Below are 18,132 nucleotides of genomic sequence, written 5' to 3'. Positions count from 1 at the left end.
CCGCACCACCTCACGGAGCCGTCCCATGGACACCCACCCCCGTACGCTCAAGCGCAGCCTGACCCTGAGATCGGTCGTCCTGTTCGGCCTGGCTTACATGACACCGCTGATCGTCCTCGGCACGTTCGGGGTGGTGGCGACCACCACGAACGGCGTGGTGCCGACGGCGTACCTGCTCGCGCTCGTCGCGATGCTCTTCACCGCCTACAGCTACGGGCGGATGGCGACGACGTACCCGGTGGCCGGCTCGGCGTATACCTACGTGCGGCGCGCGATCGAGCCCCGCGTGGGGTTCCTCGTCGGCTGGGCCACGCTCCTGGACTACTTCTTCCTGCCGATGGTCATCTGGCTGATCGGCGGGGCGTACCTGCATGCCAGGTTCCCCGGCGTGCCGGGCTGGACGTGGATCCTCGCCTACATCGCCGTGACCACGGTGCTGAACCTGCTGGGGATCAAGACCGCGGAGCGCGCCAACGACCTGCTCATGGTGTTCCAGATCCTGGTCATTGCGATCTTCGTGCTGCTGTCACTGCGCCACGTCGTCCACGTCGGCGGCGCCTCGGCGCTGGCCTCGGGCACACCGTTCTTCCACGGCGGGACGACGTTCTCCGGGATCTCGGGCGGTGCGGCCATCGCGGCGTACTCCTTCCTCGGCTTCGACGCGGTCACCACCCTCACCGAGGAGACCGTCGATCCCAAACGCACGATGCCGCGCGCGATCCTCCTGACCGCGCTGATAGGCGGCGCCATCTTCGTCACGGTCGCGTTCACCACGCAGCTGGCCCATCCGGGCAGCGCGTTCCAGGACTCCAGCTCGGCGGCGTTCGAGATCGCCGCGACCATCGGCGGTGACCTGTTCTCCTCGGTCTTCCTCGCGGGGCTGGTCGTGGCGCAGTTCGCCTCCGGGATCGCGGCGCAGGCCAGCACGTCCCGCCTGCTGTTCGCGATGGGCCGCGACTCGGTCCTGCCGCGCCGGCTGTTCGGCTACGTCCACCCGCGTTTCCGAACGCCCGCCTTCAACATCCTGCTCACGGGCGCGGTCGGCCTCATCGCGCTCCGGCTGAGCGTCGCCACCTCGACGTCGTTCATCAACTTCGGCGCCTTCATGGCCTTCACGTTCGTGAACCTGAGCGTCATCGCGATGTTCGTCCGCGACCGCCGCTCCGGCGCGGGCGGCCGAGTCCTGACGGACGTCCTGGTCCCCGCGGTCGGCGCGCTGGTGGACCTGTGGCTGCTGTTCCACCTTGATGGACGGGCCCAGATCCTCGGTCTGATCTGGCTCGCACTCGGCGTCGCCTACCTGGCGTACCTGACGAGGTTCTTCCGTCTCGCGCCCCCGGAGTTGGAGTTCACCGAGGAGAAGCGGCCCACCGAGCCGCTGCCCGCCGAGTAGGCCCGGAACGCCGAACCTCCGAGGAGGCACGTCGGCACGCAGCCGCCCGGCTGGGCACCCCCAAAGGAGCCTTCCCAGGGGTCACCGCTCAGCCGGTGCGGACGGGCTCCTTGGTGAGGCGGATGGTGCCGTCCTCGCCGGGGAGCGGGGCCGGGTCGTATCCCTCGCTCCGGTAGAGCGCGATGTTGTTCCGGCTGCCCGCTCCCGTGGACAGCACGATGCGGCGGCAGGCGGGGTCGGCGACGGTCTCCGCCTTACGGAGCAGCCAGCGTCCCAGGCCGCGCCCCCGCAGGTCGGGGGCGACGCCGAGCCGTCCCACGTGCCACTCGGCGTCGACGCGGCGGGTCCGCACCATGCCGAGGAGCCGGCCGTCCCGCCACAGTCCGACCGCGTCCCAGTCGGCGAGCCAGTCACGCACCTGCTCCACGGACTCGTGCAGCGCCGGGACGGTGCCGGGGTCGTTGGCGAGGGCCTCGTCCACCCAGCAGCACCGCTGCAGGACGGTCACCTCGGGGGCGTCGTCCGGCGTCAACCGCCGCAGGTAGGACCCCGGTTCGGGCCCTGCCACCGACTCGGGCCGCGCCTGCTCGCGCATCGGCCGGAGCGCGTGCGCGACCCGGACCAGCTCGTCGAGGACATCGATCGCGGCCTCGCCCGCGGCGGGAGCGGGCCGCACTTCCCCGTCTTGCACGGCGTCGGCGATGCGGAGCGCGACCGTGGCCCCGAGCGGCACCAGGCGCAGCGTGGTCACCACCTGCTTGGCGTGCTGCACGGACCTCGTGCCCGCCGAGGTGTTGCCGTAGCTGACGAAACCGACCGGCTTCCACGCCCACTCGCGGGAGAGGTAGTCCAGCGCGTTCTTCAGGGACGCCGGCATCCCGTAGTTGTACTCCGGCGTCACGACGATGACGCCGTCCGCCGCGTCCACGATCGCGCTCCACCTTCGCGTGTGCTCGTTCCGGTACACGCCCGACGACGGATGCTCCTCCTCGTCGAGGAACGGGAGGCCGAGGTCGGCGAGGGCCACCGGCACCAGCTCGGCGCCGAGTTCGGCGGCACGGGGAGAGATCGTCTCGGTCAGCCATGCCCCCACCGCGGGGCCGAGGGCGCCGGGACGGGTGCTGCACACCAGCACGAGGACGCGCATCTGTTTCGTTGACATGTAAATGAATCTAGACGATAGGTTGTTTACATGTCAAAGAAACCGTCGGACGGGTCGGTGCGCTGGCTGACCCCGGACGAGGAACGGGCGTGGCGGGCCTTTCGCCGCACGATGATCGCCGTCCAGACCGGCACCGCGCGCGACCTCTCCCAGGTCGGCCTCTCCGAAGCCGACTACGAGGTGCTCAGCACGCTGTCGGAACGGCCGGACCACGCCGGCACCCTGCACGAGCAGGCCGCGAAGATGGGCTGGTCGCGCAGCCGCCTCTCCCGGCACGCCACCCGCATGGAGGCGCGCGGCCTCATCCGGCGCGCGCCCGACCCGGACGACGGGAGGGGCTGCCTCCTCGTCCTCACCGAACACGGCCTGGACACTCTGGTGGACGCCGCGCCCGCGCACCTGCGATCGGTGCGCCACCACTTCATCGACCGCCTCGCACCCGAAGACCTGACCGCCCTGGAGCACATCGCCAGGAAGGTGGAGGCCTCAGACGAGGCATCCCGGCCACCCCAGACCTGACACCGCCGCTGTCGCGTGCTGTCCCGCCTTCGTGGGGTCGGTCTGGTTTGGCTGCTGTGGCGTCGCCTTCACGGGCAAACGCGAAGAGAGGCGCTCACCGTGGTGAGCGCCCCTCTTCGTCTTGGTGTGGCTACTTGAGGAAGGGGAGGCGGCGGACCAGTGGGGTGTTGGCCCACCAGCGGCCCAGGCCCAGGGTGTCGCCGGCGCTGACCAGGGCCAGACCGACCGCCAGCAGAGCGTAGACCAGGTGGTCGTCCATGAACGGGTTGTTCTCCGGAGGCAGGACCGCCGCCCACATCATGACCAGCAGCAGCGCCCCGGCACCGGCCGCGACGCGCATCCCGATCCCCAGCACCAGCGCCGCGCCGATCCCCGCCAGCCCCAGCATGAACAGCCAGTCGGCCCAGGCCAGCCCGGCCAGATCGTTGTAGAACCCGGCCAACGGGCCCTTGGGGGCGTGGGCCAGGAACCCCTCGGTGGGGCTGCCGCCATCGATCCACCCCTTGCCCGCCGGGGTCTCGTGCCCCAGCCCGAAGGCCTTGTCCAGGAACGCCCAGAGGAACACCCACCCCAGCGCGATCCGCGCGACCGCCCACACGTACCGCGCGGCCGGCGACTCGGTGATCGGCCTGGCCGCCACCACCTTCAGACTCACCAGAGCCCGGCGCCCGCTGATCCTGTGCTCGGAGACAGCCATTGTCGTCCCCACCCTTCCATCGAACCCCGAACTCCTGTCACTGATCATTCAACGCCCCCCCAACCACCCCCCATAGGTGCATTCGCCCCACCCTTTAAGGGACCTTCGTCCCACAATGACCACGGAGATCAGAAGGCACGCAGCGGGATGGCCGACCTCTGGGACGGGCCCCCAGTCGCGTCCTCCGAAGCCCCGGCTCCACGCGCCCATCCGCGTCCAGTGGCGTCCGTCAGGTGGAGGCGAGCCGCAATGAGGGACTTTCGGCCCTGGGCCGTGCATCGGCCAAGGCGGTCTTATAAGTAATGCGCGGGAGGAACCGCGGAAAGGGTGCGGAGCAGCGGCTTGCCGTTCACCACACATCTCGGATCGCTGCCTAAGCGGCGAAGGGCTCCTCCCGCGCGACACATCACCGACCGGCGGTTCGGAGGGCCTCGTCACCCGGACGTCGCCTAGTCATACACAAGTGTTTGTTTGACAGGGCGTGCGGTGGTTGGGCTACGGTCCTGCCGTGGCTGAGGACCTCGGGCGAATGCTGCTGGGTCGGTACCGGCTCATGGATCCGCTGGGACGCGGCGGTATGGGCACGGTCTGGCGCGCGTACGACGAGCGGCTCGGCCGCCAGGTCGCGGTCAAGGAGCTGCGGCTGCCCGAGGGCCTGGACGCCGAGCAGCGCCGCGCGTGGACGGCCCGGCTCGATCGGGAGGCGCGTGCGGCGGCCCGGCTCCGGCACCCCGGCATCGTCACCGTGCACGACCTGGTCACCACCGACGACGGCCAACCGTGGATCATCATGGAACTGGTGCCCGGTCCGTCCTTGGCCGATGTGCTCGCCGAACAGGGACCGCTTTCCCCCGGCCGTGCCGCCGCGCTCGGCGTACGGGTACTGGACGCGTTGCGCGCGGCCCACCGGGCGGGCATCGTCCATCGCGACATCAAGCCCGCCAACGTGCTGCTGGAGGGTGACCGGGTCGTCCTGACCGACTTCGGCATCGCCGCCGTCGAGGGCGACGCGACCCTGACACGCTCGGGCGCGCTCCTAGGGACCCCTGCGTACATGTCCCCCGAGCAGGTCCGCGGCCTGCCCGCTGGCCCGGAGTCGGACCTGTGGTCGCTGGGGGCGACATTGCACACCGCGGTGGAAGGCCGTCCGCCCTTTTCAGGTACCAGCCCCGGAGCCGTCTTCGTCGCCGTCGCGACCGAAGAACCGGCCCCCGCTCCCAACGCCGGTCCCCTCGCACCCGTTCTCCACGGCCTCATGCGCAAGAACGCGGCCGAACGGATGAGCCTTGACCAGGCGCTGCAGATGCTGGACGCGCTCGCGTCCCACCAAGCCGTGTCCGCCCCCGCGCCGGTCGTTCAGCAGGGCCCGCCCGGGCCGGTTCCCGGACCAGCGCCCAATGTCGCACCACCGCCACAGGGCCATCCAGGACGTCAGGCTCCCTGGCAGCCACCGGCGCCATACGTGTCACGCCCGAGCAGGCACATAGGCCGTTTGCTCGGGTTCGTCATCGCGGGCGCAGCGGCACTGTTGATGGCCGCGGTGCTGCTGCCCTGGCAGACGGTGACCGTCTCCGGGGCAGGTCTCCCCCACATCCCGCCGACCACCTCCACCGGACTCGGTTCGGCCGGGGGCTGGGTGACGCTGCTGTGTGCGGCGGCGGCAGCCGTGCTCGGCGTGCTCGGCGGCGTCCGCTCCAAGGGCCGGCTCGCGGCGACCGCGGCGGCGCCGGCGCTGGTCGGCCTGGTGATGCTGGCCGCCGCGGCCGTCCTGCCTCAGATCAGGAAGCCGGCGATCCCGAACGCGAAGGCGCTGCCTCCACCGGTGGCCCAGATGGTGATCAGTCATACCAAGGTCTCCGTGGGATTCGGGTGGTACCTCGCGGTGCTCCTGACACTGCTGGTCATCGGCCTGAGCATCGTTTCTCTCGCGCTCGCGACCCGGGACTGAACACCAGCGCGGTGCGGTGACCGCCGGACGAACGTCTTCACGGGGCGGGACCTTGGTCCGGGGTTTTGCGGGACCGACGACCGGCGACCGGGCGGGACGCCGGTGATCGACTGAGTGTCGCGGCACGCAGGCCGCTGATCGAGGAGACGCTCATGGGCACGCAATCCCCCCGCCGAAGACTGGGTTTCTGGATGGCCACCGCACTCGTCGTGGGCAACATGATCGGCTCGGGCGTCTTCCTGCTGCCCAGCTCGCTGGCCGAGTACGGCCCCATCAGCCTGATCGCCTGGGTGTTCACCAGCGCGGGCGCCGTGCTGCTGGCGCTGGTGTTCGCCCGCCTGGCCCGCGCCTACCCGCGGACGGGCGGGCCTTACGCCTACGCGCGGCGGGCCTTCGGCGACTTCGTCGGATTCCAGACGGCCTGGGGCTACTGGATCGCCGTCTGGGCGGGGAACGCGGCGATCGCGGTGGCGTTCGTCGGCTACCTGGCCCACTTCTGGCACGCGCTGGCCACCGACAGGGTCCTGGCGGCCGCGGTGGGGATCGCGGTGATCTGGCTCCTGACCGCCGTGAACGCCTACGGCGTGCGGCAGGGCGGCGCGGTCCAGGTCGTGACGACCGTGCTGAAGCTGGCGCCGCTGCTGCTGATCGCGGTCGGCGGGCTGTTCTTCATCAAGTCCGCCAACTTCGGGCCGTTCAACGCCAGCGGCGAAGGCGCGTTCGGTGCGGTGACGGCCGCGGCGGCGCTGACGCTGTGGGCGTTCATCGGCCTGGAGTCGGCCACCGTTCCGGCCGAGGACGTGGAGAACCCGGAGAAGACCATCCCGAGGGCCACCATCGCCGGCACGGCCGTCACCGCGCTGATCTACATCCTCGGCACCGTCGCCGTCCTCGGCCTGGTGCCCGCCGCCGCGCTGGCGACCTCGACCGCGCCGTTCGCCGACGCCGCCGACGCCGCGTTCGGCGGATGGGCCGCCGACCTCGTCGCGGCGGGCGCCGCGATCAGCGCGTTCGGGGCGCTGAACGGCTGGATCCTGCTGCAGGGCCAGGTGCCGTTCGCCGCCGCACGCGACGGCCTGTTCCCCCGGGTCTTCGCCCGCACCACGCGCGGCGGCACCCCGGTCGCCGGGCTGGTGATCTCCAGCGTGCTGGTGACGGCGCTGATGGCGATGAACTACAACGCGAGCCTCGTCGACCAGTTCACGTTCGTGATCCTGCTCGCCACCCTCACCACCGTCATCCCCTACGCCTACGCGGCGGCCGCCGAGCTGGTGCTGCTCGCCACCGACCACGCCGCGTTCTCCGGACGCCGGCTCGCCCGCGACGCGGTGATCGCGCTGCTCGCGTTCGGCTACTCGGTGTGGGCGATCTCCGGCGCCGGCCAGGAGGTCGTCTTCAAGGGCACGCTGCTGGTCTTCGCCGGATTCCCCGTCTACGCGTGGCTGAAGTACCGCGACGCCCGCACCCCGCTCGAGGCCGTTGCGAGCCGCCCCGAACCGCCCGCCAAGGCCGCCTGAACCGCCGCTCGAAAGGAAAGATCTCCGTGTTCACCGTTTCCTCCGAGGTCGGGCGGCTGCGGCAGGTGCTGCTGCACCGCCCCGACCTGGAACTGCTCCGGCTCACCCCGGCCAACAAGGACGACCTGCTCTTCGACGAGGTCCTGTGGGCCAAGCGCGCCCGGCAGGAGCACGACGTGTTCGCCGACACCCTCCGCGAGCGCGGCGTCCAGGTGCTCTACCTCACCGAACTGCTGGCCGAGACCCTCAAGAACGACCAGGCGCGGGCGCACGTGCTGGACCACACCGCGTCCGAGACCGTGCTCGGGCCGACGCTGGCCGGTCCCGTCAGGGCCGCGCTGGACGGCCTCGACCCCGACTCCCTCGCCCGGCACCTCATCGGCGGGCTGACGAAGGCGGAGACGGGCCTGGCCGTCCACAGCCTGCTGCTGGCCTCGCTCGACGACGGCGACTTCGTCCTGCCGCCGCTGCCCAACCACCTGTTCACCCGCGACCCGTCGGCCTGGGTGTACGGCGGTGTCACCCTGCATCCGATGGCCAAGCCCGCCCGCCGCCGCGAGACCCTCCATCTCGACGCGATCTACCGGTACCACCCGATGTTCGCCGAGCAGCACCCGCCGGTCTGGTATCCGGGCGCCGGCTTCGCCCTCCCCTCGCTCGAAGGCGGCGACATCCACGTCCTCGGCAAGGGCCTGGTCCTGGTCGGCATGAGCGAGCGGACGACGCCGCAGGCCATCGAGCTGCTCGCCCAGCGGCTGTTCGCCGCGGGCGCGGCGCACCGCGTCATCGCCGCCCAGCTGCCCCGGCGGCGGGCGTTCATGCACCTCGACACCGTCATGACCATGGTCGACCGGGACGCCTTCACCGTCTACCGCGGGCTGCCGCCGCTGCGGTCCTACACGCTCACGCCCGGACGGGCCACCGAGGTCCTCGTGCACGAGAACGAGGCGCTGTTCCCCGCGATCGCCCGCGCCCTCGACCTGCCCCGCGTCCGCGTCCTGACCGCCGAGCAGGACGTCCGCGCCGCCGAGCGCGAGCAGTGGGACGACGGCGACAACGTCCTGGCCCTCGAACCGGGCGTCGTCGTCGCCTACGAGCGCAACGTCACCACCAACACGATGCTCCGCCACCACGGCATCGAGGTCGTCACCATCCCCGGCAGCGAACTCGGCCGCGGCCGGGGCGGCCCCCGCTGCATGTCCTGCCCCCTGCTCCGCGACGAGGTGACCCCATGAAAGACCTGCTCCGCACCGCCGACCTCAGCGCCGACGACCTGGCCCTGCTGCTGAAGCTGGCCACCGGGTTCCAGGACGAACCGGGCGCGGCTCACGACCTGCTGGCCGGCCGCATCGTGCCGATGTACTTCGCCAAGCCGTCCACCCGGACCCGCCTGTCCACCGCGGCGGCGGTCGCGCGGCTCGGCGGCGCGCCCGTCACCGTCGGACCGGACGAGCTGCAGCTGCGGCGCGGCGAGACCATCGCCGACACCGCCCGGGTCATGGGCTCCTACGCCGCCGCGATCGTCATCCGCACCTTCGCCGACGCCGACGTCGAGGAGCTGGCGGCCGCCGCGCCGATCCCGGTGGTCAACGCGCTGACCGACGGGCACCATCCGCTGCAGGCCGTCGCCGACCTGCTGACCGTCAAGGAGCACTTCGGCGAGCTGCGCGGCCACCGCGTCGCCTACGTCGGCGACGGCGGCAACAACGTCGCCCGCAGCCTGATGGAGGCCGCGGCGGTCGCCGGCATGGAGATGGCCATCGCGGCCCCGGACGGCTACCTGCCCCAAGAGGAGGCTCTCGCGTCCGCCAGGGCCGAAGCCGAACGGCGCGGCGGAGGCATCGCGGTGACGCATGACCCCGCCGCGGCCGTCAGTGGCGCAAGCGTCGTCTACACCGACGTCTGGCTGTCCATGGGGGATTCCGAGGACGAACGCGCGCGCCGCCGCTCCGTGTTCGCCGCGTACCAGGTCGACCAGGAGCTCATGAACGGCGCCGGTGAGGACGCCGTGTTCATGCACTGCCTTCCCGCCCATCGCGGCGAGGAGGTCGCCGCGGCCGTCATCGACGGCGGACGGTCGCTGGCCTTCAGGCAGGCCGCCAACCGGCTCCCGGCCACCCAGGCCGTCCTCCACGCCCTCCTGACCGACCAGTTGGAGGGACGGCGATGAGGATCGTCGCCGCACTCGGCGGCAACGCGCTGCTGCGGCGCGGGGAGCCCCTGGACGCCGCCGTCCAGATCGCGCATGTCCGCGAGGCCGTCCGCGGCCTCGCGGCCCTCGCGGACGGCAACGACCTGATCGTGACGCACGGGAACGGCCCGCAGGTGGGGCTGCTGGCGATCGAGAGCGCCGCCGACCCCGAGCTCGCCGCGCCCTACCCGCTCGACGCCCTCGGCGCCGCGACCCAGGGCATGATCGGCTACTGGCTGATCCGCGAGCTCCGCCGCGTCCTCCCCCACCGGGAGGTCGTCGCCCTGCTGACCGAGACCCTGGTCGACCCGGCCGACCCCGCCTTCCGCGATCCGACCAAGTTCATCGGCCGCGGCTACCCGCCGGCCGAGGCGCGGCGGCTGCGGGACGCCAGGGGCTGGGCGATGCGCCCGGACGGCCGCATGTGGCGGAGGGTCGTCCCGTCCCCCGAACCGCGCGGCATCGTGGAACTCGCGGCCATGCGGCGGCTCGTCGACGACGGATGCGTGGTGGTCGCGGCCGGCGGTGGGGGCGTCCCGGTCGACCCGGACCACCACGGGGTCGAGGCAGTGGTCGACAAGGACCTCACGGCCGCGCTCCTCGCCGCGCACCTGAAGGCGGACACGCTGATGCTGCTCACCGACGTCCCCGCGGTGATCTCCGGCTACGGCACCGCGGACGCCCGTCCGGTCGGACTCATCACGCCGTCCCGGCTCCGCGCGATGGACCTCCCGAGCGGCTCCATGGGGCCGAAGGCTGAAGCGGCCTGCCGGTTCGCCGAGCAGCGTCCCGGCGCCGTGGCGGTCATCGGCTCGCTCACCGACGCGCCCGCCCTGCTCGCCGGTGAGGCGGGCACCAGGGTCGAGGCGCCATGAGCCCCAGGGTCGCGCCAGCGGCGTGGCGTTCGGCGGTCAGGCCGCGCTCGGCCGCCCGGGAAGCGCCGAACCGACCCGGTCCCGGATCTCTTCGATCGCCTCCCACTGCGCGGTGGCGAGGTTCGCCAGCGCGGCGGGGAAGACGCCGTCCTGTTCCGTGAGGATGTGCTGCCGCAGGACGTGCAGGGCGTCCAGCAGCCGGTCCTCCCCGCCCGGCTCCACCGCTTGGGCCGCCTCGGAGAGCGCCGCCTCGACGAGGCGGTGCTCGTGGACGAGCGCATCGATGTGGTCGGGGAAGTCGCCGGCCATCGCGGGGAACAGCCCCTGCTCCTCGACGGCGGTGTGCGGACCGAGGACCGCGGCGATCCGGCCCGCGAGAGCGCTCATCAGGGCCCGGTCGCCGGCTCGGCGGGCGGAGCGCACCTCGCCGATCAGGTCGACCACGAGTTCGTGCTCATCGGTCAGCCGCCCGATCGACTCGATGGCCTGACATCCGCAGTACTCGCACATGACGCGCTGCCCGCCTCCCGCCGCGGTGCCGGTTGTCGACCGCCGGCACATCGTTCTCCCTCCCAGCATCGGCGGACCCTCATGGCCCCGGGCAGGGCCATTGGTCCCGCCCGGGCATCGTCTCGAATCCACGGCACCGCAGATCCCTCTGACTCGCCCAAGCCGCAGGTACCAGGGATCTTCCGGGTGGCCTTCCCGACACCCGACCATGGCGCGGCCGTCGCACCCTGGGGTCACTCCGCGCGGTGCCCGGCCTTCACGGTGTTCAGGACGGCCATGAAGCGCGCGAGGAGCGGGTCGGTATCTCCGGCCCGCCAGACCAGGTGCAAGGTGGTGGCGGTGCCCGCGAGCCGCCGCGGTGTCACGCCCTCCCGGTGCAGCACGCGATAGGAGTCGGCCATCACGGCCGCACCGAAGCCGGCGGCGACCAGCGCGAGGATGGTCTGGACGGTCCGGCCCCGCGCGCCGACGCGCGGCACGACCCCGGCGCGGTGGCACACCGCGGTGATCTCGTCATGCGCGCGGGGCGCGGATTCGCGCGGCCACAGCACCAGGGGGATCTCACCGAGTACGGACGCCGGCGCGGGCTCACCGGTCCTGGCGAGAGGGTGCCCGGACGGCAGGAAGAGGGTCAGCGGCTCGCGCGCCCAGACCCGTGTGGCGAGACGGGCGTCGCGGACCGGCAGCCGCTGCACCGCCACGTCGAGGCTTCCGTCCAGGATTCCGGCCGACATCTCGGTGTCGTCGAACAGCTCCACCAGGGACAGGTCGACGTCGGGAAGCTCCGCCCGAAGCCGCCCGAGGGCGTGCCCCAGCGCGCCGTTGATGCCCGATCCGGCGAACCCCACCGTCAGGCGGCCGGTCTTGCCCTCGGCGGCCAGCCGGACGTCGTGCAGGGCGGCCTCGGCATCGGCCAGCATGCGCACGGCCCGCCGGAGCAGCGCCTCCCCGGCGGCGGTCGGGACGAGTCCGCGGCCGGCGCGGACGAACAGCTCGGCCCCCAGGCGCCGTTCCAGTTCGCGGAGCTGCCGGCTCAGGTTCGGCTGGGTCAGCCGCAGCCGGCGGGCGGCTCCGCTGATGGACCCCTCCTCGGCGATCGCCACCACATAGCCCAGCAAGCGCAGATCCATCCATACCTCCAAGGCATGGGCGCCATATCGATCGATGCCTCAGAGTAGGCGGGTCGTGCTCCTCCGGGAAGAATTAGATCGTCCCGATTCACCGGAGAAAGCCGGAGCCGTCGTGCAACACCTTGGGGTCCTCGCCCACAGCACGGGAGGGGCCGCGCTGTGCTTCCTCACCTTCTGCGAGGAGGGATTCCGCCGGACGGGCCGCAACGAGCATCCCGACATCACCCTGGACTACATCGCCTTCGGGTACAGCATGCCCGCCTGGGACGCGGGGGATCACGCGGCCGTCCGGGCCACCCTGGCCACCAGCGCGCAGCGGCTCGCCCGGGCCGGCGCCGACTTCTTCGTCTGCCCGGACAACACCGCCCACATGGCCCTGGAGGCGCCGGGACCGGACCTGGCGCTGCCGGGCCTGCACATCGCCGAGGTCGTCGCGGACCAGGCCGCGGCCGAGGGGCGCACCCGCGTCGGCGTGCTGGGCACCAGGTACACGATGGACGGCCCGCTGTATCCGCGCGCGTTCGCCGCCCGCGGGATCGCCGCGGAACTGCCGGACGCCGACGACCGCGACCTCGTCAACGAGGTCATCTTCGCGGAGCTGGTGAACGGCGTGATCAGCGACGCGTCGCGCCGGGAGTACCTCCGCGTCATCGACCGGCTGGCCGACCGGGGCTGCGACGCGGTCGCCCTCGTCTGCACCGAGATCCCGCTGCTGATCACGCCCGACGTCTCGGCCCTGCCGACGCTGGACTCGACCCGTCTGCTGGCCCGCGCGGCCTATGACGTCGCCGTCGGCGACCGGGCGGTGCCCGACTGGCGCGGCGGCCCCCGATGAGCCCGGGACGCCGCGGAACGGCGGAGATCGGAGACCTGGCGGCGGTGACCCGCGTGGTCAAGGCCCTGGCGATCGTCAGAGAGCCGGGCGGGAAGGGCCGGGGCGCGGAAACACTCTGGTACCGGGATGGTCCGCGCGGAACCGGGACAGCGTCGGGGCCGTCACCTCGGTGTCGACGAGGTCGAGGTGGTCGAGGTCGTACCGCTCGAGCACCGGAACGATCGCATCGGTGACCGGTGTCCCGCGAAGGCTCAGCGACCTCATGCACGTGACGCCGTCGAGCAGCGTCATCCCGGCCAACCTACTGCCCGAAAGCGTCCGGGTCGGCGGCGTATTGGAGGGCGGTGTTCTCGGTTCTGATGCGGGACCTCAGAAGGCCGAGGTTCACGACGGTGAACACCAGGGCGGTGGTCCAGCAGGAGTGCACCAGCGGCAGCGCGATGCCTTCGGCGACGACCGCGACGTAGTTGGGGTGGCGCAGCCGGCGGTAGGGGCCCGCGTCCACCAGCGGCAGGTGCGGAACGATGATCACCCTGGTGTTCCAGCGCCTGCCGAGGGTCGCGATGCACCACCAGCGCAGTCCCTGGGCCAGGACGGTCAGACCCAGCATCGACCAGCCCAGGAGCGGGATGAAGGGGCGGTCGAGCAGCCGCACTTCGAGCAGCGCGCCGCCGAGCAGGCCGACGTGGGCGGCGACGATCCCCGGGTAGAGTTCGCGCCCGTACTCGACGCCGCCCCTGCTCCTGGCCCAGGCCTGGTTGCGGCGGGCCACGACCAGCTCCGCGATCCGCTCGGCTCCGACGAGCGCCATGAGCAGCGTGAACCCGGTCACGGAGGTCACCAGCGCAGCAGGAGCAGTTCGGCGGAGAACCCGGGTCCGAGTGCCAGCAGCAGCCCGGGTTCCCCCTCCGGCGGGCGGCGCCGTTCGATCGTCTCCTGCAGGACGTTGAGCACCGAGACCGAGGACAGGTTGCCGTGCTTGCGCAGGGAGTCCCAGGTCAGGTCGAGTTCGCCGGCCCCGAGGGCGAAGGCCTCGGCGATCTTCTCGATCACCTTCGGCCCGCCGGGATGGCAGACCCACGAGGGCACCTCGTCGGGAGACAGGCCGTGCTCGCCGAGGAAGGCGGCGACGTCGTCCGCCAGCGTCGCCTCGACGTGGTCCACCAGGTCGGCGGCCAGGACGATCCGGAAGCCGTGCTCGCCGACGTCCCATCCCATGAGCCGCTGGGTGCCGGGATAGAGCTTGCTGCGGGTCGCGACGACCCGTGGCCCCCAGCGGACCGGCCCCCTCGCGGCGGCCTCCCGGTCGTTCCCGACCGCCACGGCGGCCGCGGCGCCGTCCCCGAACAGGCCACTGGCCACCAGGTTGGCCAGCGAGTCGTCGTCGCGCTGCGCCGTCAGCGAGCACAGCTCGACGCAGACCAGCACCGCCACCTGGTCGGGCCACGCGCGCAGGTAGTCGTACAGCCGCGACAGCCCCGCGGCGCCGGCCGCGCATCCCAGGCCGAAGATCGGGACCCGCTTGACGTCCTGCCGCAGGCCCAGGCGCTGTGCCAGGGTCGCGTCCAGCGAGGGGGTGGCGACTCCGGTCGAGGAGCAGAAGACCAGCTGATCGACCTGCGACGCGTCGACCCCGGCCGCCTCCAGCGCGCCCCTGGCGGCCCGTTCCCCGAGGGACAGCGCGGCATCGACATAGGCGCCGTTCGACGTGGTGAAACCGTCGAGGTTCGCGTACTTGTCGATCGGGAGCGCGAGGTACCGGCCCGCCACCCGGGTGGCGGTGTGGAAGCGCTCCACCACCCGCCGATCGGCGCTGGTCGCCCTGACGACGGCCTCGGTGATCTCACTCTGGTCGTAGTGATGTTCCGGCAGGACGGTCCGCACAGCCCCTACACGCACAGCTCCCCCCTAAGCCACCCCTCCGGCTCCTTCCCCACCAGCGCGGCTTGTACCAGCGGATCAATCTCCCCCATGTCGGAACCGACCAGACCCGCGGCGAGGCGAACGCCTCCGCTGTCACTCCTCGCTGCTGGAACGGCCGGCGAGGAAGGCCAGCAGCGAGGGATCGGCCGAGGTGAACCGCTCGACCTCCTGGCCGCCGTCGCACTGGCACAACGCCACCGTGACCGCGGACGAGCCCCGGGCCAGCACCCGCCACACGGCCCCGCAGTCCTCCCAGCGCTGCAGGACGGCGACCAGGTCGCGTCCGTCGGCCCCTTCGGCGTGAGCGTCGTGCGGAGAGGTGGTCATCGCGGCCTCGCCGTGAGGGTCACACAGCAGCGGTCCTCGCCGGGATCGAGGCTCGCCTCGAACTCGCGGGCCCCGACCGCGTCGATGAGCCCGTTGATGAGGGCATGGTTCATGTGGCAGACGAGCTCGGTGTGCGTCCGAGCGAGGGCATGGAAGGGGCAGTTGGCCATGACCGCGCGGTCGCCCTCGCGCCGCGGCTCGTAGCCGTACTCGGCCAGCGCGCTGAGAGCGGTGTCGAGAGCCTCGGCAGGCGGTGTTCGAGAGCCGTTTGCGACCGCGCTTCCGATCGCCCTGCCATGCGCGGCGGCGACCCGGTGGAGAGTGTCGAGGACGGGTGCGCCGGTCCGCGCCGACTCCGTGATCGCCTCGGCCATCAGCCGTCCTGCCAGCTCGTACCGCCGGTCCGGCAGCGAGACGGCGATGTCGCGCGGCGTGCGGCGGTAGCGCTTGGAGGTGCGTCCGGCGCCGGGTCCGGTCCGGCCGGTGAGGCGGGCGTAGTCGGCTTCGAGGAGCCCTTCGGCCTCGAGCCGGTCGAGATGGAACTTGGCCTGGTGGCGCGGCACGCCCACCGCCTCGGCGGCCTCGTCCCGGCTCACCGGCGCCGCCTGCGCGCACACGTACAGGTAGAGCGCCCGGCGCACCGGTTCGGCGAGGGCGCCGATCCCGGCCACGTTCTGCTCGAATCCAGGCACCGCCCACCTTCTAACGGACATCAGTGTTGACGTTACAGTCGCTCCAGTTCTAACGTTGATTCTACTATCCGTTAGACCTGGAGCCAATCCATGCGCACCGATCGTCTGCCTTCATGACCGAGACCATCAGCTCCCCGAGCGGCCACCCGGACGCCGGCCACGACCCGATCTCGATGGACCCGGATGTCGGCCTGCAGGTGGCGGCACGCGCGGCACGGGAGTTCCTCGAAGCGCTCGGCGTGGCCTGCGACGAACCCGGCACGCGCAACAGCCCGTTGCGGATGGCCCAGGCGTACCGGGAGATGCTCACGCCGCGCACCTTCGAGATGACCACCTTCCCCAACCACGAGGGGTACGACGAGCTGGTCGTGGTCAGGTCGATACCGGTGCAGTCGGTCTGCGAGCACCATCTGCTCCCCTTCACCGGGACCGCGCACGTCGGCTACCTGCCGGGCGACCGGATCCTCGGGCTGTCGAAGTTCGCCCGCGTGGTGGAGATGTTCGCCCGCCGCCCGCAGGTCCAGGAGCGCCTCACCTGGCAGATCACCACCTGGCTGGACGAGCGGCTGCGCCCCGGCGGGGTCGGCGTCGTCATCGAGGCTGAGCACACCTGTATGACCCTGCGGGGCGTACGGGCCGGCGGGACGGTCACCAGGACGACGGCACTGTCCGGCGCCCTCCGCGAGAACCCGGCCACCCGTGCCGAGTTCCTCGCCGCGACGACCACCTGACGCCCCCGCGCGCGACCCGCCTGACCGCTGCCCCCCTGGCCGCGAACGAAATGATCGGAAAGGAGCCTGCGATGGCCGCAGATCCGGGATGTGTCGTCATCGGAGCCGGACTCGCCGCCGCGAACGTCGCACAGACCCTGCGGGAGCAAGGGTTCGATGAGCCGATCACGCTCATCGGAGACGAACGCGAACGGCCGTACGAGCGACCCGCCCTGTCCAAGGGCTACCTACAGGGGAAGACCGAGGCCTCCTCGCTGTACGTCCACGGCGAGAACTGGTACGCCGACCACGGGATCGACACCCGGTTCGGTGAGGCGGCCGTGTCCATCGACCGGATCGGACGGCAGGTGCGGCTCGCGTCAGGGGACTCGGTGGCCTTCCGGAAACTCGTGATCACGACCGGATCCAGCCCGCGCGTCCTCGACATCCCCGGCACCGGGCTGGCGGGGGTGCACACGCTCCGGCGGATCGGCGACGGCGACGCGCTGAGAGCCGCGCTGGACGAGGGCGGTCGATGGGTCGTGATCGGCGGCGGCTGGATCGGGCTGGAGGTGGCGGCCGCCGCGCGCGCGGCCGGTCGGGAGGTGACGGTGCTCGAGTACGCGCCGCTCCCCCTCCAGCGCGTGCTGGGCGACCGTCTGGGCCGGTACTTCGCCGAGCTGCACCGCTCCCACGGCGTCGACCTCCGCACCGGGGTGTCGGTCACCGAGATCGTGGGCTCCGGCGGGAAGGCGACCGGAGTGCGGACGGACCGCGGCCTGGTCCCCGCCGACCTGGTCGTCATGGGTGTGGGCGCGACCCCCAACACCGCTCTCGCCGCCGAGGCCGGCCTCAAGGTCGACGGCGGGGTCGTCGCCGACGAACGGCTCCGCACCGGCGACCCCGCGATCCTCGCGGCGGGCGATGTCGTCACCGCCCACAACACCGCGCTCGGACGGTCCCTGCGGGTGGAGCACTGGGACAACGCCATCCGCCAGGGCCGGCTGGCCGCGATGTCGATCCTCGACCGTCCCGGCCGGTACGACTGGCAGCCGTACTTCTACACCGACCAGTTCGACCTCGGCATGGAGTACGTCGGGCACGCCAACGCCGACGACGACGTGGTCATCCGAGGGGACACCGCCGGCGGCGAGTACATCGCCTTCTGGCTCCGCGACGGCCTCGTCACCGCCGCGATGAACGTCAACATCTGGGACGTCAACGACGACCTCCGCTCGCTTATCGGCCGCACGATCGCGACCGACCGGCTCGCCGACGCGGACATCGCCCTCACAGACCTCTGACCCGCTCCAACCCCGTCCTCGCGCCGCCTGCGCGGCATGGCGGTCACTCCTCGGGGAGGGTTCCGGTGACCAGATAGCGGCGCGGCACCTTGTACCGCGCGAACCGCGACCGCAGGTCGGCGTCCACCCTGGCGACCAGCGGCCGCGGGGAGACGTCTGCGCGGGCGACGAGATGGGCGACGACGACCTCGCCGTGCCGCTCGTCGGGTTCCCCGCGTACAAGGACGTCGGCCACGCCGGGGACGCGGCGGACGGTCCATCGCGGAGATCGGCGCCCGCTGGGGCCTGCCGGACGCGCCCGGCCTCAGCCGCGCCTTCCGGGCCCGCTACGGCATGAGCCCCCGCGAGCACCGCAGAGCGGCCCTGTCGATGTGCGACGACCCGCCGCGCCGACCGGCG

Annotated in this window: 20 protein-coding genes; 10 read left to right on the top strand and 10 right to left on the bottom strand. The window is 72.0% G+C overall.

Annotated features, from left to right (window positions below; translation table 11 throughout):
- The first annotated feature begins 25 nt into the window (after positions 1-25).
- On the top strand, positions 26-1,393 hold the full coding sequence (locus tag AB0C21_RS04970; protein WP_500202748.1) for an APC family permease: 1,368 nt from the start codon (positions 26-28) through the stop codon (positions 1,391-1,393).
- Positions 1,394-1,481: 88 nt separating this feature from the next.
- Here AB0C21_RS04970 and AB0C21_RS04965 read toward each other — a convergent pair whose 3' ends face one another.
- The gene (locus AB0C21_RS04965) at positions 1,482-2,555 is read right to left on the bottom strand and encodes a GNAT family N-acetyltransferase (RefSeq protein WP_500202747.1); all 1,074 of its coding nucleotides are present in this window, start codon (positions 2,553-2,555) and stop codon (positions 1,482-1,484) included.
- A gap of 30 nt (positions 2,556-2,585) precedes the next feature.
- Between AB0C21_RS04965 and AB0C21_RS04960 the strand changes: the two genes are divergently transcribed.
- Entirely contained in the window at positions 2,586-3,074 is a 489-nt protein-coding gene (locus tag AB0C21_RS04960) for a MarR family winged helix-turn-helix transcriptional regulator (protein ID WP_500202746.1), read from the top strand.
- A 130-nt stretch (positions 3,075-3,204) separates the two neighbouring features.
- Here AB0C21_RS04960 and AB0C21_RS04955 read toward each other — a convergent pair whose 3' ends face one another.
- Positions 3,205-3,771, bottom strand: coding sequence for a hypothetical protein (locus AB0C21_RS04955; RefSeq protein ID WP_500202745.1), 567 nt, complete (start codon positions 3,769-3,771; stop codon positions 3,205-3,207).
- Between the two features lie 508 nt (positions 3,772-4,279).
- On the opposite strand from AB0C21_RS04955, the gene AB0C21_RS04950 reads away from it, so the two are divergent.
- The 5 genes from AB0C21_RS04950 (at position 4,280) to AB0C21_RS04930 (ending at position 10,302) form a co-directional block, all read left to right on the top strand.
- On the top strand, positions 4,280-5,719 hold the full coding sequence (locus AB0C21_RS04950; protein ID WP_500202744.1) for a serine/threonine-protein kinase: 1,440 nt from the start codon (positions 4,280-4,282) through the stop codon (positions 5,717-5,719).
- Positions 5,720-5,910: 191 nt separating this feature from the next.
- Positions 5,911-7,236 carry an amino acid permease gene (locus tag AB0C21_RS04945; protein ID WP_500202743.1) on the top strand — a complete coding sequence of 442 codons (1,326 nt, stop codon included), beginning with the start codon at positions 5,911-5,913 and terminating at the stop codon, positions 7,234-7,236.
- Between the two features lie 26 nt (positions 7,237-7,262).
- The gene (locus AB0C21_RS04940; protein ID WP_500202742.1) at positions 7,263-8,471 is read left to right on the top strand and encodes an arginine deiminase; all 1,209 of its coding nucleotides are present in this window, start codon (positions 7,263-7,265) and stop codon (positions 8,469-8,471) included.
- On the top strand, positions 8,468-9,406 hold the full coding sequence (gene argF, locus AB0C21_RS04935) for an ornithine carbamoyltransferase (RefSeq protein WP_500202741.1): 939 nt from the start codon (positions 8,468-8,470) through the stop codon (positions 9,404-9,406). Before AB0C21_RS04940 ends, argF begins: the two co-directional genes overlap by 4 nt.
- Entirely contained in the window at positions 9,403-10,302 is a 900-nt protein-coding gene (locus AB0C21_RS04930) for a carbamate kinase (RefSeq protein ID WP_500202740.1), read from the top strand. Before argF ends, AB0C21_RS04930 begins: the two co-directional genes overlap by 4 nt.
- Before the next feature lie 36 nt (positions 10,303-10,338).
- Here the strand turns inward: AB0C21_RS04930 and AB0C21_RS04925 are convergent, their stop codons facing one another.
- Positions 10,339-10,881 carry a hemerythrin domain-containing protein gene (locus AB0C21_RS04925; protein ID WP_500202739.1) on the bottom strand — a complete coding sequence of 181 codons (543 nt, stop codon included), beginning with the start codon at positions 10,879-10,881 and terminating at the stop codon, positions 10,339-10,341.
- A 164-nt stretch (positions 10,882-11,045) separates the two neighbouring features.
- Entirely contained in the window at positions 11,046-11,942 is an 897-nt protein-coding gene (locus AB0C21_RS04920; RefSeq protein WP_500202738.1) for a LysR family transcriptional regulator, read from the bottom strand.
- A 112-nt stretch (positions 11,943-12,054) separates the two neighbouring features.
- On the opposite strand from AB0C21_RS04920, the gene AB0C21_RS04915 reads away from it, so the two are divergent.
- Positions 12,055-12,777 carry an aspartate/glutamate racemase family protein gene (locus AB0C21_RS04915; RefSeq protein ID WP_500202737.1) on the top strand — a complete coding sequence of 241 codons (723 nt, stop codon included), beginning with the start codon at positions 12,055-12,057 and terminating at the stop codon, positions 12,775-12,777.
- 75 nt (positions 12,778-12,852) lie between these two features.
- Here the strand turns inward: AB0C21_RS04915 and AB0C21_RS04910 are convergent, their stop codons facing one another.
- The 5 genes from AB0C21_RS04910 to AB0C21_RS04890 form a co-directional block, all read right to left on the bottom strand.
- A complete protein-coding gene (locus AB0C21_RS04910) occupies positions 12,853-13,068 on the bottom strand; it encodes a hypothetical protein (RefSeq protein ID WP_500202736.1) in 216 nt (71 codons plus the stop codon).
- A gap of 10 nt (positions 13,069-13,078) precedes the next feature.
- On the bottom strand, positions 13,079-13,618 hold the full coding sequence (locus tag AB0C21_RS04905) for an isoprenylcysteine carboxyl methyltransferase family protein (RefSeq protein ID WP_500202735.1): 540 nt from the start codon (positions 13,616-13,618) through the stop codon (positions 13,079-13,081).
- Entirely contained in the window at positions 13,615-14,676 is a 1,062-nt protein-coding gene (locus AB0C21_RS04900; RefSeq protein ID WP_500202734.1) for a type III polyketide synthase, read from the bottom strand. Before AB0C21_RS04900 ends, AB0C21_RS04905 begins: the two co-directional genes overlap by 4 nt.
- A 117-nt stretch (positions 14,677-14,793) precedes the next feature.
- Positions 14,794-15,027, bottom strand: a complete 234-nt coding sequence (locus tag AB0C21_RS04895; protein WP_500202733.1) for a hypothetical protein — start codon at positions 15,025-15,027, stop codon at positions 14,794-14,796.
- On the bottom strand, positions 15,024-15,740 hold the full coding sequence (locus tag AB0C21_RS04890; protein WP_500202732.1) for a helix-turn-helix transcriptional regulator: 717 nt from the start codon (positions 15,738-15,740) through the stop codon (positions 15,024-15,026). The genes AB0C21_RS04895 and AB0C21_RS04890 overlap by 4 nt, the downstream gene beginning before the upstream one ends.
- Before the next feature lie 92 nt (positions 15,741-15,832).
- On the opposite strand from AB0C21_RS04890, the gene folE reads away from it, so the two are divergent.
- Complete coding sequence (gene folE, locus AB0C21_RS04885) at positions 15,833-16,450, top strand: GTP cyclohydrolase I (protein WP_500202731.1); 618 nt, start codon at positions 15,833-15,835, stop codon at positions 16,448-16,450.
- 71 nt (positions 16,451-16,521) lie between these two features.
- Positions 16,522-17,733 (top strand): NAD(P)/FAD-dependent oxidoreductase, encoded by a 1,212-nt coding sequence (locus tag AB0C21_RS04880; RefSeq protein ID WP_500202730.1) that lies wholly within the window; start codon positions 16,522-16,524, stop codon positions 17,731-17,733.
- Positions 17,734-17,776: 43 nt separating this feature from the next.
- On the opposite strand, the gene AB0C21_RS04875 is transcribed toward AB0C21_RS04880, so the two are convergent.
- Complete coding sequence (locus AB0C21_RS04875) at positions 17,777-17,968, bottom strand: AMP-binding enzyme (RefSeq protein WP_500202729.1); 192 nt, start codon at positions 17,966-17,968, stop codon at positions 17,777-17,779.
- Positions 17,969-18,132 lie beyond the last annotated feature (164 nt).

This window comes from Spirillospora sp. NPDC049024 (genome assembly GCF_040649235.1).
Lineage (GTDB): Bacteria > Actinomycetota > Actinomycetes > Streptosporangiales > Streptosporangiaceae > Spirillospora.
Note: the sequence above shows the minus strand (reverse complement) of the source record. Positions and strands in the feature narration are given on the sequence as shown.